12 protein-coding genes are annotated in these 13,843 nt (G+C 61.3%); 5 read left to right on the forward strand and 7 right to left on the reverse strand.

All coding sequences use genetic code 11. The features are described 5' to 3' along the window. The first annotated feature begins 1 nt into the window (after position 1). From HX821_RS10415 to HX821_RS10430, 4 genes are all read left to right on the forward strand, one after another. Positions 2–2,377, forward strand: coding sequence for an RND family transporter (locus HX821_RS10415; RefSeq protein ID WP_003211205.1), 2,376 nt, complete (start codon positions 2–4; stop codon positions 2,375–2,377). Between the two features lie 118 nt (positions 2,378–2,495). Then, complete coding sequence (locus tag HX821_RS10420; RefSeq protein ID WP_008435940.1) at positions 2,496–2,792, forward strand: DUF5629 family protein; 297 nt, start codon at positions 2,496–2,498, stop codon at positions 2,790–2,792. Continuing rightward, positions 2,779–3,954 carry a lactonase family protein gene (locus HX821_RS10425; RefSeq protein ID WP_177035706.1) on the forward strand — a complete coding sequence of 392 codons (1,176 nt, stop codon included), beginning with the start codon at positions 2,779–2,781 and terminating at the stop codon, positions 3,952–3,954. The genes HX821_RS10420 and HX821_RS10425 overlap by 14 nt, the downstream gene beginning before the upstream one ends. A 156-nt stretch (positions 3,955–4,110) precedes the next feature. Next, on the forward strand, positions 4,111–4,290 hold the full coding sequence (locus HX821_RS10430; protein ID WP_003211212.1) for a hypothetical protein: 180 nt from the start codon (positions 4,111–4,113) through the stop codon (positions 4,288–4,290). 131 nt (positions 4,291–4,421) lie between these two features. Here the strand turns inward: HX821_RS10430 and HX821_RS10435 are convergent, their stop codons facing one another. The 4 genes from HX821_RS10435 to yegQ form a co-directional block, all read right to left on the reverse strand. After that, entirely contained in the window at positions 4,422–5,015 is a 594-nt protein-coding gene (locus HX821_RS10435; RefSeq protein ID WP_177035707.1) for a glutathione S-transferase, read from the reverse strand. Then, positions 5,012–8,650 (reverse strand): AAA family ATPase, encoded by a 3,639-nt coding sequence (locus HX821_RS10440; protein WP_177035708.1) that lies wholly within the window; start codon positions 8,648–8,650, stop codon positions 5,012–5,014. Before HX821_RS10440 ends, HX821_RS10435 begins: the two co-directional genes overlap by 4 nt. Continuing rightward, a complete protein-coding gene (locus HX821_RS10445) occupies positions 8,647–9,888 on the reverse strand; it encodes an exonuclease SbcCD subunit D C-terminal domain-containing protein (protein ID WP_177009762.1) in 1,242 nt (413 codons plus the stop codon). The genes HX821_RS10440 and HX821_RS10445 overlap by 4 nt, the downstream gene beginning before the upstream one ends. 226 nt (positions 9,889–10,114) lie before the next feature. Further along, complete coding sequence (gene yegQ / locus HX821_RS10450; RefSeq protein WP_023658943.1) at positions 10,115–11,434, reverse strand: tRNA 5-hydroxyuridine modification protein YegQ; 1,320 nt, start codon at positions 11,432–11,434, stop codon at positions 10,115–10,117. 149 nt (positions 11,435–11,583) lie between these two features. On the opposite strand from yegQ, the gene HX821_RS10455 reads away from it, so the two are divergent. Further along, entirely contained in the window at positions 11,584–12,645 is a 1,062-nt protein-coding gene (locus tag HX821_RS10455) for an AI-2E family transporter (protein ID WP_003211223.1), read from the forward strand. Here HX821_RS10455 and HX821_RS10460 read toward each other — a convergent pair. The 3 genes from HX821_RS10460 to HX821_RS10470 all read right to left on the reverse strand — a co-directional run bounded on the left by HX821_RS10460 (position 12,642) and on the right by HX821_RS10470 (position 13,705). Then, a complete protein-coding gene (locus HX821_RS10460; protein ID WP_003211225.1) occupies positions 12,642–12,821 on the reverse strand; it encodes a hypothetical protein in 180 nt (59 codons plus the stop codon). The genes HX821_RS10455 and HX821_RS10460 overlap by 4 nt on opposite strands. Before the next feature lie 103 nt (positions 12,822–12,924). After that, positions 12,925–13,119, reverse strand: coding sequence for a hypothetical protein (locus HX821_RS10465; RefSeq protein ID WP_003211226.1), 195 nt, complete (start codon positions 13,117–13,119; stop codon positions 12,925–12,927). 232 nt (positions 13,120–13,351) lie between these two features. Continuing rightward, a complete protein-coding gene (locus tag HX821_RS10470) occupies positions 13,352–13,705 on the reverse strand; it encodes a hypothetical protein (protein WP_008435927.1) in 354 nt (117 codons plus the stop codon). Between the last annotated feature and the right edge of the window lie 138 nt (positions 13,706–13,843).

Raw genomic sequence — 13,843 nt, forward strand, 5'->3', positions numbered from 1 at the left:
AATGAGCAGTCATCACAACGACAAGGCCACGTTTCTCGAGCGCCTGATTTTCAATAACCGCCCGGCAGTCATCACGATCTGCCTGCTGGTGAGTATTTTCCTGTTCTGGCAGGCGACGTTGATTCGCCCGTCCACCAGCTTCGAAAAAATGATCCCCCTCCAGCACCCCTTCATCGAGAGGATGATGGAGCACCGCAACGACCTGGCGAACCTGGGCAACACGGTGCGCATTTCGGTGGAGGCCAAGGACGGTGACATCTTCACGAAGGAGTACATGGAGACCCTGCGCCAGATCAACGACGAGGTGTTCTACATCTCCGGCGTCGACCGCTCCGGCCTCAAGTCCCTGTGGAGCCCCAGCGTGCGCTGGACCGAAGTTACCGAAGAAGGCTTTGCCGGCGGTGAAGTGATCCCGCAGAGCTACAACGGCTCGCCGGAAAGCCTCGACCAGTTGCGCAACAACGTGCTGAAGTCCGGGCAGGTCGGTCGGTTGGTGGCCAACGACTTCAAGTCGAGCATCGTCGACATTCCGCTGCTGGAGTCCTATCCGGACCCACAGGACCAGGGCAAGCTGCTGGCCCTGGACTACCGCAAGTTCTCCCATGAGCTCGAAGACAAGATCCGCGACAAGTTCGAAGCGCAGAACCCTAACGTCAAGATCCACATTGTCGGTTTCGCCAAGAAGGTCGGCGACCTGATCGACGGCCTGGTGATGGTGGTGATGTTCTTCGGTATCGCCTTCGTCATCACCCTGGTGCTGCTGCTGTGGTTCACCAACTGCCTGCGCAGTACCGTCGCGGTGTTGAGCACCACGCTGGTGGCGGTGATCTGGCAGCTCGGGCTGATGCATGCCCTGGGTTTCGGGCTGGATCCCTACTCGATGCTCGTGCCGTTCCTGATCTTCGCCATCGGTATTTCCCACGGCGTACAGAAGATCAACGGCATCGCCCTGCAATCCAGTGATGCCGACAACGCCCTGACCGCGGCCCGGCGTACCTTCCGCCAGCTGTTCCTGCCGGGCATGATCGCGATCCTCGCCGATGCGGTCGGTTTTATCACCCTGTTGATCATCGATATCGGCGTGATCCGCGAGCTGGCAATCGGTGCTTCGGTGGGTGTGGCGGTCATCGTGTTCACCAACCTGATCCTGCTGCCGGTGGCGATCTCCTATGTTGGCATCAGCAAACGCGCCATCGCCAAGAGCAAGAAGGATGCGCATCGCGAACACCCGTTCTGGCGCCTGCTGTCGAAGTTCGCCAGCCCCAAGGTCGCGCCGGTGTCGATTGCCCTGGCGCTGATCGCCTTTGGTGGCGGCCTCTGGTACAGCCAGAACCTGAAGATCGGTGACCTCGATCAGGGTGCACCGGAACTGCGCCCGGACTCGCGCTACAACAAGGACAACAATTTCATCATCAACAACTACTCCACCAGCTCCGACGTGCTGGTGGTGATGGTCAAGACTCCGCCCGAAGGCTGCTCGCGGTATGAAGCCATGGCGCCCATCGACCAGTTGATGTGGAAGATGCAGAACACCGAAGGCGTGCAGTCGGCCATCTCGCTGGTGACCGTGTCCAAACAGATGATCAAGGGCATGAACGAGGGCAACCTGAAATGGGAAACCCTGTCGCGCAACCCGGACGTGCTGAACAACTCCATTGCCCGTGCCGATGGCCTGTATAACAACAACTGTTCGCTGGCGCCGGTGCTGGTGTTCCTCAACGACCACAAGGCCGAAACCCTCGACCGCGCGGTGCATGCGGTGCAGGACTTCGCCAAGGAGAACAACAAGGACGGCCTGGAATTCATCCTCGCCGCCGGTAACGCCGGGATCGAGGCGGCCACCAACGAGGTGATCAAGGAGTCCGAGCTGACCATCCTGATCCTGGTGTACCTGTGCGTGGCCACCATGTGCATGATCACCTTCCGCTCGTGGGCGGCGACCCTGTGCATCGTGCTGCCGCTGGTGCTGACCTCGGTGCTGGGCAACGCGCTGATGGCGTTCATGGGCATCGGTGTCAAGGTCGCGACCTTGCCGGTGGTGGCGCTGGGGGTGGGGATCGGCGTGGACTACGGCATCTACATCTACAGCCGCCTGGAGAGTTTCCTGCGGGCCGGCCTGCCGTTGCAGGAAGCCTATTACCAGACGCTCAAGTCCACCGGTAAAGCCGTGCTGTTCACCGGCCTGTGCCTGGCAATCGGCGTATGCACCTGGATCTTCTCGGCCATCAAGTTCCAGGCCGACATGGGTCTGATGCTGACCTTCATGCTGCTGTGGAACATGTTCGGCGCGCTGTGGCTGCTGCCGGCGCTGGCACGCTTCCTGATCAAGCCCGAGAAGCTGGCGGGGCAGAAGGGCAATTCGCTGTTCGCCCACTGATCCAACGCTGTTTGCCAAAACGCCGTGGCCTGTGCCACGGCGTTTTGCATTGCGCGGGCTTAGGCCGATGCAACGATTTGACCTATCATGAGGTCTTTCCTCTTGATGATTGATGGTTATGACTGCCGACACCGCTACCTTGCCCGACGCTTTTGAAGACTGCCAGATGGTCGAAATCGATGGCCTGCACAGCTTCGATTTCAGCCTGGATGACCAGACGTTATTGATCATCTGCATGGACGGTCGCGTCGAGAAGCGCTGGAGTTTCACCCTGGAGCAAGTCAAGGCGGCGACCTTTGATCAAACCCTGCAAAGCTGGACACTTACCGATGACAAGGGCGAACACCGCCTGGTCTGCATGAGCGGCGTCACCGGCAACAATAATGACGAGGATGAAGCGGATGATGATGCGTAAATTCTGGCCCCTGCTGATGGCCGGCAGCGTAGGCGCAATGTCGGTCCAGGCCGCGCCGGTGGACACCTATGAATTGCTCGTTGGCAGCTACACCGCCGGCACCAGCGAAGGTATCTACCGTTTGCAGTTCGACAGCCGTACCGGGCAGTTCAGCGGCCAGCCGGTGCTCGCCGCCAAGGCGGCCAACCCGTCGTGGCTGACCCTGTCCAAGGACCAGAAGCACCTGTTTGTGGTCAACGAAAACGGCCCGGGCCAAAAAGACCCGGTGGGGCGCGTCAGCAGCTACAGCATCGACCCGAAGAACCATCAACTGACCCTGATCAACCAGGTGCAGAGCCTGGGCAACGAGCCGACCCATTCCAGCCTGGCCAGTGACGGGCGCTACCTGTTCGTGGCCAACTATTCGGTGCTGGAAGATCCGGGCGGCAGCCTCGCGGTGCTGCCGCTAGACACCGAAGGCAAGCTGTCGCCGCCAGTGCAGTTGAGCGGGCACCCGGCCAGCCGGGTCAACCCGGAGCGCCAGGCGTCCAACCACGTGCATTCGGTGGTGTCTTCGCCGGACGGCAAATACGTGTTTGTCCAGGACCTGGGGGCGGACAAGATCTTTGCCTACCACTACGACCCCAAGGCCAACCATGAACTGCCGCTGACCCCGGCCGACCCTGCGTTTGTGCAATTGCCACCGGGCAGCGGCCCGCGGCACCTGCTGTTCACCGCAGACGGCAAGCACGCCTGGCTGACCACCGAGATGAGCGCGCAAGTGGCGGTGTTCGACTACAACGATGGCAAGCTGACCCAGAAGCAACTGGTCAACTTCGCGGATGGCCAGCCGGTGTCCGACAAGGCCGGTGCTGCACTGCACACCTCAAGCGACGGCAAGTTCCTCTACGTGAGCAACCGTGGCACCGCCAACCAGATGTTGGTGTTTGCCATCGACCCGGCCACTGCGCAGCTCAAAGAGATCCAGCGCCGATCGGTGGAAGGCGACCATCCCCGGGAGTTCGCCCTGGACCCCAGCGGCAAGTTCCTGCTGATCGCCAACCAGAAGAGCAACGAGATTGTGGTCGTCGAGCGCGATCCCAAGACCGGTCTTTTGGGCAAAACCGTGCAGAAACTGGCGATTGGTGCCCCCAGCGACCTCAAGTTCCTGGTGCGGCAATAAGCCACAGGCCCCGCAGTGCGGGGCCTGACTTGTTGTATTAATACTATTAATAGCGGCTAGTGTTTCAATGAATTTCTAAGGCTAACCCCTCGGGCGTAAGTTTGGTTCCAAGGCCAACACAGGCCACCAAGCCAACCGAACACAAGGGTTACCGACATGAACTTCAATCTTTTCTCGATCATCGCCGCTTCCGCTGTTTCCGCCACCGTAGCGTTGCCAGCCAGCGCCAGTGTTGAAATCAGCAGCAAAAAAACCAGCACCAGCGCCTACACCCAGAAATACCTGCAACAAAGCGCCAACTTCTACGCAGCGCTGGACCACAAAATCCAGAACTGATCTTGAAGCTGATGAAGATCAAATGTGGGAGCGGGCTTGCTCGCGAAAGCGCCGGGTCAGTCTATACATGGGCTGACTGATACACCGCCTTCGCGAGCAAGCCCGCTCCCACATTTTGTCCTGCGACAGTCTCAGGTTTTTGCCATCACGGCGATGAACAACGGCGATTCCAGGAAGCGCTGCAACCAGTCCTGCAACCGCGGATACGGCGCCCGGGCAAACCACTCCCGATCCACATGGGCAAACTGCCGCACAAACGGCGCAAGTGCCACATCCGCCAGGCTCAAATGCCCGGCCAGCAAATACTCCCGCTCCGCCAGCAACCCCTCCAGCCTCATCAAAAACACCTCACCCTCGGCCCGATAATGCTCCATCGGATACTCCGGATAGCGCTCGGCATACTTGTATCGATTCAATTGATGTTTGAAGCCCTGATCATTCTCTTCAATCAGCGCCTGCGTCGCCCGATCATCCCCAAGCAACCAACCCTCAGGATCGTTCTTTGCCAGTGCCCAGCGCATGATCGCCAGGCTTTCATCGATCACCCGGCCATCCACGCTCAGCACCGGCACCGTGCCTTTGGGTGACAACGCCAGCATCTCAGCCGGCTTGGCCTTGAGGCTGACCTCGATGATCTGCACCGCCACCCCTGAATACCGCAAGGCCATCCGCGCCCGCATCGCATAGGGGCAACGGCGGAACGAATACAACACGGCCTCGCTCACTTGACCTCCAGGGTGCTCAAGCCATTGCCCTGGCGCTTGACCTGAATCTGCACCGGAATCCGCTCGTGCATTTCCTGCACATGGGAAATCACCGCCACCTTGCGGCCCTGGGCCTGCAAGCCGTCGAGGGCATCCATTGCCAGTTGCAGCGACTCGGGGTCGAGACTGCCGAAGCCTTCGTCGATAAACAGCGACTCGATCTTCAACGTGCTCGACGCCATCGACGCCAGGCCCAAGGCCAGCGCCAGCGACACCAGGAACGTCTCGCCGCCGGACAACGAGTGCACCGAACGCAGTTCGTCGCCCATCTCCGTGTCGAGTACCAGCAGGCCGAGCATGCTGCCACCGCGCTTGAGGCGGTAGCGGCGCACCAGTTGGCGCAGTTGGACGTTGGCGTGGTGCACCAGCAGGTCGAGGTTGTAGGCCTGGGCGATCTTGCGGAAGGTATCGCCGGTGGCCGAACCGATCAGTGCATTCAGGCGTGCCCAGCGTTGCCATTCTTCGTAGGCCTTGGCGATCTCGGCCGCCAAGGCCTGGTTGGCATCCTGGCGGCGCTGGTCGTCGGCCTGTTGGGCGCGCAGTTCGGCGCAGTGTTTTTCGCCAATGATCAGCGCGGCATTGAGTTCGGCCAGGGCGCTGTCCAGTTGCTCGGCGTCGAGGTTGCCGTTGTGCAGCGCCTGGTGATCCTTGAGCCGCTGTTCGCGCTCTTGCAGCAACACCTTGGCCTGCTCGATGGCTTTTTCGCTGTGTTGCAGTTGCTGGCGTAGCTCGGCCACCTGCGGCTCATCGAAGGCCACCAGGCGCGCCAGGCCTTCGTCATCGAGTTCCGGGTGCAACGCGCGCCAGTCGCTCAGGCGCGTAGTGAGGGCCGCGTGTTCGGTTTCCAGGGACTGTTGGCGTTCTTGCAGCGATTTGAGGTCGGCGGCCAGTTGGATCAACTGGTTGCGGGTGTCCTGCAACTGTTGGTTGGCCTCGGCCTCATGTTGCCGCGCCTGGTCGACGGCCAGGTCCAATTGCTGTTGCCAGTGTTCGGCGCTGGAGTTTTCGCCCAGTAGGCCGGCGAGTTTTTCCTTGGCGGCGTGTTGCAGGGCGCTCTGTTCGGCGAGCTGTTTGTGCAAAGTCTCCAGCTGCTGCTGGCGATGTTGCTGGCGGTCCTGCTCTTTCTCGATGGCTTGCTGGCGCTGCAGCTGCTCGGCCAATTCTTCCTTTTGGTTGTCGAGCTGTTCCAGGCGCTGGCTGACCTGCTGGTCGAGCAACATGAAGGTCGCCGCCGGCTCGCTGCGCAGGCCTTCGAGGGTCTCGGTGGGCAGCAGGCTGGCGAAGGCGTTGAGTTCTTCGTCCAGGCGTTCGCGGTCGTTGGACAGTTCCCGTTGCTGGTCGATCAGTAACTGGCGCGCCTGTTGGCTGGCGTCCTGGGCGGCTTGCAGTTGTTGCTGCAAACGCCCGGCGTTCTGTTGCAGGTTGAGCAGGGCGCCCTGGCGTTGCTCGTCCTGGGTGAGGCTCTGGCTGAGCTGGCTCAGTTGCTGGGCGAGCCAGGCGTCGCGCTTGGCCGCGTCCTGGTTGAACAGCGAGGCGGACAGCGGATGGGCTTCAAGGCTTGGCAGCAAGGCCTGCAACTGGCTGGCGAGTTGCTCCTGTTGTTGCAGGAATTCCTTTTGCTGGGCGATCAGGCCGCCCACTTCGCCACGCAGGTCAGTGAGTTTTTCCTTGAGCACATCCACGGCTTGCTGCGCGTTGGCTTCTTCGCTTTCGTCGTGGCGGGTCAGGCTTTGCAGCATGGCTTCGGGCTGGTGATACGGGTGCTCGACACTGCCGCACACCGGGCACGGCTGCTCATCCTGCAGCTGGCCGCGCAACTCTTCGACGCTGGCACTGCGGGCCAGGCGCTGGCGCTCCAGCAGTTGCTTGGTGACGGTCAGGGTTTGTTCGGCGACGGCCAGCTCGGCCTTGGCCTGCAAGCCGCTCTGGTTCAACAGTTCGCGTTGTTGCTGGGCGAGGGTCTGCTTTTGCGTCAGGGCCTGGCTCTGGCTGTCGAGTTGCTGATGGCTGTTCCACAGCCGCGCCAGGTCCTCAAACGCGCGATGTTGCTTGCGGTTGTCCTGGAGCAGGCTGCCGAGCAACTGGATCTGTTCGGCCACTGCATGGGGTTCGGCGCCGGCTTCGTGGTACAGCAGGTCAAGGGCTTCGCGTTGCTCGGTCCATTTTTCACCGAGACGGGTGGCGCGCTCTTCCAGTTGTGGCAGTTCGGCCTGGCCTTTATTGAGGCGATTGCCGATCAGCATCAGCTGTTGCAAGCGGTCGCGGTAGGCGCTCCAGGCCTCACTCAACGGCGCGAGGGCGGCGCTGCGTTCAAGCTCTGCGGCCAGCCTGTGCAGGCGTTCGGCGACAACTTTTTGCTTGTCGAGCAAGCTGGTCAACGTCGCCTGGCCTTCCACACAGGCAGCTTCGCCCAGCTGTTTCTCTTCGCTGCGTTTGGCCAGCTCGCGGGTCAAGTGGGCGAGGGTGGTTTGCTCCTCGAAGGCCTGGCGCAGCAAGGGCACAGCGTCGGCTTGCTGCTTGAGGGCCTGGGCGAGGGTGGCTTGCACGTCGGCCTGTTGCTGTTGCAGTTGGGTCTGGCGGGTGTGCAGCGCTGTTTGTTGCTCAAGGTGCTGCTGGATCTGCGCGGCAAGGGGCTGCAACTGCGTGGTCAGTTCGGCCTGGCGGGCGAAGTGGTGACGTTGTGGCGCCAGTTGTTCCAGGCGGCTGAGGTCCAGGCGCTGCGGGCCCTGGCTTGCCCAGTGTTGCTGGGCCTGTTGCAGTTGCTCGACCGCACTTTGTTGGCGCTCCTGCCACTCCCGCAGTTCCTTCAGCCAGGTGTGCTGCAACTCAAGGTGCTTGAGCTGCGCCTGCTGGGTCTTGAGTTGCTGCTGGGCGGCGGTCAGCTGTGCGTCCAGCTCGGCGCGGGCTTCAGGGGCCAACGGGGTGACGCCGATGGCCTGGTCCTGCAGGTGTTTGTGGGCGTCCCGGGCGTCCTTGGCCTTGTCGAAGGCGCGGCGACCGAGCTGGGTGTAGAGCGCAGTGTCGGTGAGCTTTTCCAGCAGTTCGCTGCGCTCGTTGTCGTTGGCCTTGAGGAACGCGCTGAACTCACTTTGCGCGAGCAACACCGCGCGGGTGAACTGCTCGAAGTTCAGGCCCAGGGCCAATTCCAGCTGGGTCTTGTATTCGGTTTTCTGGCTGGCCAGCAGCTGCTCGCTGTCCAGGTCGATCAGGCTTTGCCGGCTGGCTTGCAGCTTGCCGCTGGCCTTGTCCCGGGCACGGTTGGCTTCCCAGCGGGCGCGGTAGCGGCGGCCACTGACGCCGACAAAATCCACTTCGGCATAACCGCCGCCAGTGCCCCGGCGAATCAGGGTGCGTGGGTCACCGATGGAAATATCGGTGTCGGCATCCGGCATTTTTGCCTGGCCGGTATCGCCCAGGCGCGGCACGGCGCCAAATAGCGCCAGGCACAGCGCATCGAGCAAGGTACTTTTGCCGGCGCCGGTGGGCCCGGTAATCGCGAACAGCCCGGCGCTGGCCAGGGGCTCGGCGGTAAAGTCGATTTCAAACGGACCCGCCAAAGAGGCGAGGTTTTTCAGGCGAATGGCGAGGATCTTCATGGCTGTTCGCCCTCCTGTTGTACTTCCTGGAGCAGCACGGCGAAGTCCTTCAGGGTCTGTTCGTCCACTTCACTGCCGTAGCTTTCCTGCCAGGCGCGGCTGAACAATTCCTGGGGCGTGAGCTGGTCGAGTTCGATCAGGCGGTCTTCCTGGCTGTCTTCACGGCCTCCGCTACCTGCGTATTCAGCGGCGATGCGCACCAGGCGCACGGCCTTGCCTTGCAGGGCGTTTTCCACCTGCTGGCGCAGGTCGGGCTGCGGTTCGTCGAGGCGCACCCGCACTTCCAGCCACGGTTGGCGCTGGGTTTCGGCCAGCAGGTCGATGTCGGGCAGGTCGGCCAGTTGCTTGAGGATGTCGGCCAGGGGCGCGGCTTCCAGGCGTTGCAGGTTGACCGAGCGCGGGATCAGGCGGGATTCGACGCTGACCAGGATTTCGCCGTCCAGTTGCACGTCGAGGATCTGGTGCTGGTAGCCGATTTCCGAGAATGACAGCGGAATCGGTGAGCCGCAGTAGCGAATCCGCTCCTCGCCATTCACCCGCTGGGGTTTATGCAAATGGCCGAGGGCCACATAGCTGACGGTGGCATCGAACAGGCTGGCCGGCAGCGCTTCGGCATTGCCGATGATCAGGCTGCGCTCGGAGTCTTCCGACACCGAGCCGCCGGCCATGTGCGCATGGCTGATGGCAACCAGTGCCTGGCCCGGCTGGCGCTTGGCATTGGCGGCAGCAATCAGCCACTCGTGAACCTGGCCGATGCCCCGCAGGTAATCGTCCCCCAGTTGTGCGCCGGTCACTTCGGCCGGGCGCAGGAACGGCAATGCCAGGCACCAGCCGGCAATTTCACCGTCGGCACCGGGCAATGGAATCAGCAGGCGTTCGACATCCAGTTGTCCGTCATCCAGCCACAGCACCCGTCCCAGGGCGTGGGTGCGCAGGCGGCGCATCAACGGCGCCGGCAGTTCGATGCGCGAGCCGGAGTCGTGGTTGCCGGCGATCATCACGATGGTCAGTGCAGGGTTTTGCTCATGGGCGCTGATGATGAAGTCGTACAGCCGCTCCTGGGCCTTGAGTGGCGGGTTGACCGTGTCGAAAATATCGCCGGCGATCAATAGCACGTCAGGGCGATGCAGGCCCAACTGGCCCAGCAGCCAGTCGAGGAAGCAGGTGTGTTCGAAGTCGCGTTCCTGGCCGTGCAGGTTTTGCCCAAGGTGCCAGTCGGAGGTATGAAACAGACGCAAGGCGATCTCCGTAAAAAAGAGGGTGACCGCTCAAGACAAGGTGGCGGTACGCAGAACCGCCAATTCTACTTTGCAAATGAACCTATTGCGCGTACGCCCTGCTTTTTGTGGTGAGGAGCTTGCGGTGGTGAAGGAGAGTGCTGTGGTGGGGGAGCTTGCTGTGGTGAGGGAGCAAGCTCCCTCACCACAGCAAGCTGTCTCACACTCATTGAGGTGTCTGGCGAAGTTAAACGTCGCGCATCAAAAGGCCGAAACGCAGGTCCATCTCCGCCGGGATCGGCAAATACACCGTATGCCCGTCGCCCGGCGCCACCGCGATGGCCTCGCCCTTGGCGTTGTGCAATGAGCCCAGGTCAAAGTGGAAATTCCCCGCCGGGGTCATCAGTTCCAGGTGATTGCCCACGGCAAAACGGTTCTTGACCTTGACCTCGGCCAGTTCGCCGCGCCGTTCACCGGTCAGTTCGCCGACGAACTGCTGGCGTTCGGACACCGAGCTGCCGTTCTGATAGTTCTGATACTCATCGTGCACGTGCCGGCGCAGGAAACCCTCGGTGTAGCCGCGCTGGGCCAGGGATTCGAGGTTGGTCATCAAGCCCCGGTCAAAGTCGCGCCCGGCCACCGCGTCATCAATCGCCTGGCGATATACCTGGGTGGTGCGGGCGCAGTAAAAGTGGGATTTGGTGCGGCCTTCGATCTTCAACGAGTGCACGCCCATGCGCGTCAGCCGCTCGACGTGCTGCACCGCCCGCAGGTCCTTGGCGTTCATGATGTAGGTGCCGTGTTCATCTTCGAAGGCGGGCATCTGTTCGTCGGGGCGATTGGCCTCCTGCAGCAGGAACACCTGGTCGGTGGGCGCACCGAGGCCCAGGGTCGGCTCGGGCGCATAGTGCTGCACGATGTCGCCGACCGCGTTTTCCACCGCCGGCGTCGCCTGGTATTTCCAGCGGCAGGCGTTGGTGCAGGTGCCCTGGTTGGCATCCCGCTTGTTCATGTAGCCCGACAGCAGGCAGCGCCCGGAATAGGCCATGCACAGCGCACCGTGCACAAACACTTCCAGCTCCATGGCGGGGACTTGCTGGCGAATCTCGTCGATTTCCTCCAGCGACAACTCCCGCGACAGGATGATCCGGCAGATGCCCTGCGCCTGCCAGAATTCGACGCTGGCCCAGTTCACCGTATTGGCCTGCACCGACAGGTGGATCGGCATGTGCGGGAAGTGCCGGCGCACCAGCATGATCAGGCCCGGGTCGGACATGATCAGCGCATCCGGGCCCATGGCGATCACCGGGGCAAGGTCCTTGAGGAAGGTTTTCAGCTTGGCGTTGTGAGGCGCGATGTTGACCACCACATAGAACCGCTTGCCCTGGGCCTGGGCTTCCTGGATGCCGAGGGCGAGGTTGGCGTGGTCGAACTCGTTATTGCGCACCCGCAGGCTGTAGCGCGGTTGCCCGGCGTAGACGGCATCGGCACCGTAGGCAAAGGCATAACGCATGTTTTTCAGGGTGCCGGCGGGGGCGAGCAGTTCGGGGGCGATAACGGGAGGCATGGGTTCGGGTCGCAAAAGGGCGGCAGGGTAGCCGGGCCGGGTGCGCAGTTTATTGATCCAGGTCTAATAAGTAGGGCACTCGCGGGATTTGCAGTGGACTAAACATCAAGGCGCACATGAGCGCCTGGTGTTTTAGACATGGACCGGACATGAACCAAACCAATCTGCAATTCAAAACCCTGCTGTTACTGCTCGCCCTGGTGACCATCGCGTTTATCTGGATTTTGCTGCCGTTCTACGGCGCGGTGTTCTGGGCGGTGATCCTGGGGATCATCTTTGCGCCGATGCAACGGCGCTTCCAGCAACGTTTTGGCTGGAACCGCAATCTCACATCTCTGGCAACCCTGACGGTGTGCCTGATAATCGCGATTCTGCCGGTGATCATCACCAGTGCCTTGCTGGTGCAGGAGGGCGCGACGCTTTACAAGAACGTCGAGAGCGGCAAGCTCGACGTTGCCGGGTATATCGAGCAGTTCAAGAACTTCCTGCCACCGTATTTCCAGCATCTGCTGGACCGCTTCGGCATGGGCAACCTGGAAGGCCTGCGGGAGAAGATCGTCAAGAGTGCGATGCAGGGCAGCCAGTTTTTTGCGACCCAGGCGTTCAGCTTCGGCCAGGGCACGTTTGATTTCCTGGTGAGCTTTTTCATCATGCTGTACTTGCTGTACTTCCTGCTGCGCGATGGCCCCGAGCTGGTGCGCAAGGTGCGCACCGCGGTGCCGCTGGCCGAACCGCAGAAGCGTCGCCTGCAATTGAAGTTCAACCGGGTGGTGCGTGCCACGGTGAAAGGCAACGTGCTGGTAGCGGTCACGCAAGGCGCGTTGGGTGGTTTGATCTTCTGGTTCCTGGACATTCCCAGCGCGCTGCTCTGGGCGGTGTTGATGGCGTTTCTGTCGCTGCTGCCGGCGGTGGGCGCGGGGATTGTGTGGGGGCCGGTGGCGGCGTACTTCCTGCTGAGCGGGTCGATCTGGCAGGGCGTGGTGCTCGGGTTGTTCGGGGTATTTGTGATCGGGCTGGTGGACAATGTGCTAAGGCCCATCCTGGTGGGCAAGGACACCCGCATGCCGGATTACCTGATCCTTATCTCAACCTTGGGCGGCCTGTCGATCTTTGGCTTGAACGGCTTTGTCATCGGGCCACTGATTGCTGCGTTGTTCATGTCCAGCTGGGCGCTGTTTGTGGAAACCAAACCGCGGGTGCAACTGCCTTAGGCATGAAAGCAATGCGCCATTTTGACCGACAGGGCCTGGGCGGCCGGTAATGAAGTGAGTGGGCCGCTGATGGCTTCGCCATCGCGTACCAGGTACCAGCAGGCGAGCAAGCCAAGCTCCCGCAGAGAGGCGGGAACGGCACTGCCGATGACAGACATGATTTGAATAGTGGGCATGATGACCTCCGATACGCTATGGAGGTGACATTACGGTGCGTAGGCCTTCAGGGAAAATCAACCTGCTCGATAGTCGACATCACTGTTATCGAGCGACCCTCAGTCAGTCGACCACCTGGTCGAGCATATGCACCACTTCCTGTTCACTGAGCAGGCCCTTGCGCACCAGGTTTTCCGTCAGCAAGGACAGGAACTTGGCGTTGCGATGGCCTTCCAGGGCCTTGAGCTCCGTCAGTACGCTATAGACCTTGCTCGAGGTGCAGAGGCCGGCGGTGCGATGTGGGTTTTGCGTGGGCATGGGCAATCGTCCTTGTTGTTATTGGTCGGACAGTGTTGATAGTGGAAGCCTTTTGAGACACAAACATGACAGCGCAGGCCCCGTTCGGGCAAGCGCCTATTGAGATCAATGATGTGGGATTTGGCCACAGCCATTGTCCTTATAACGACCTTGGCGAGATTTATTCAGACCTGCAGGCCAAAAAAAGGCCCCGCTTTTAGGGCGGAGCCTGTTCAGGTGTATCAGTTGAGGCTTACCAGCCGCGACCGTAATAGCCGTGTGGAGGGCCGTAGTAGCCGCGCGGTGGGCCGTAGTAGACCGGCGCCGGGCGGTAATAAACCTGTTGTTGCACATACACAGGCGGTGGCGGTGCGTAGTAGACCGGCGGCGGAGCGGCATACACCGGCTGCGGCTGGACATACACCGGTTGTTGCACGTAGACCGGCCGCGATTGGCTGGCGACGATCGAGCCGCCTACCACTGCACCAACAACGGCTCCCAGTGCGAGCGGAGCACCCCAACCACCACCGTGGGCGGAGGCCTGTCCTGCCATAGCGAGTGCGCCGATCAGCAAGGCGATCTTGGGGAGTTTACGAATCATGGTCATTCCTCGGTTAGCCCCTGCGCTCATGGTCTGCAATCAATCGACTCAAGGATTGTCGCGGGGATACTTTTAAGACAGCGTATTTCTAAAAAACAGCACAGCCGATAGGTAAAGGTTGTGTAAGGTCTGTATCGGTTGGCT

This window comes from Pseudomonas sp. B6001, assembly GCF_013386015.1.
Taxonomy (GTDB): Bacteria; Pseudomonadota; Gammaproteobacteria; order Pseudomonadales; family Pseudomonadaceae; genus Aquipseudomonas.

Bases quoted from the DNA above. Each gene is read 5' to 3' on its own strand.
- HX821_RS10420 (WP_008435940.1), top strand. From the start codon at position 2,496: ATGACTGCCGACACCGCTACCTTGCCCGACGCTTTTGAAGACTGCCAG.
- HX821_RS10465 (WP_003211226.1), bottom strand. From the start codon at position 13,119: ATGCCCACGCAAAACCCACATCGCACCGCCGGCCTCTGCACCTCGAGC.
- HX821_RS10430 (WP_003211212.1), top strand. From the start codon at position 4,111: ATGAACTTCAATCTTTTCTCGATCATCGCCGCTTCCGCTGTTTCCGCC.
- HX821_RS10455 (WP_003211223.1), top strand. From the start codon at position 11,584: ATGAACCAAACCAATCTGCAATTCAAAACCCTGCTGTTACTGCTCGCC.
- HX821_RS10440 (WP_177035708.1), bottom strand. From the start codon at position 8,650: ATGAAGATCCTCGCCATTCGCCTGAAAAACCTCGCCTCTTTGGCGGGT.
- yegQ (WP_023658943.1), bottom strand. From the start codon at position 11,434: ATGCCTCCCGTTATCGCCCCCGAACTGCTCGCCCCCGCCGGCACCCTG.
- HX821_RS10470 (WP_008435927.1), bottom strand. From the start codon at position 13,705: ATGACCATGATTCGTAAACTCCCCAAGATCGCCTTGCTGATCGGCGCA.
- HX821_RS10415 (WP_003211205.1), top strand. From the start codon at position 2: ATGAGCAGTCATCACAACGACAAGGCCACGTTTCTCGAGCGCCTGATT.
- HX821_RS10460 (WP_003211225.1), bottom strand. From the start codon at position 12,821: ATGCCCACTATTCAAATCATGTCTGTCATCGGCAGTGCCGTTCCCGCC.
- HX821_RS10425 (WP_177035706.1), top strand. From the start codon at position 2,779: ATGATGATGCGTAAATTCTGGCCCCTGCTGATGGCCGGCAGCGTAGGC.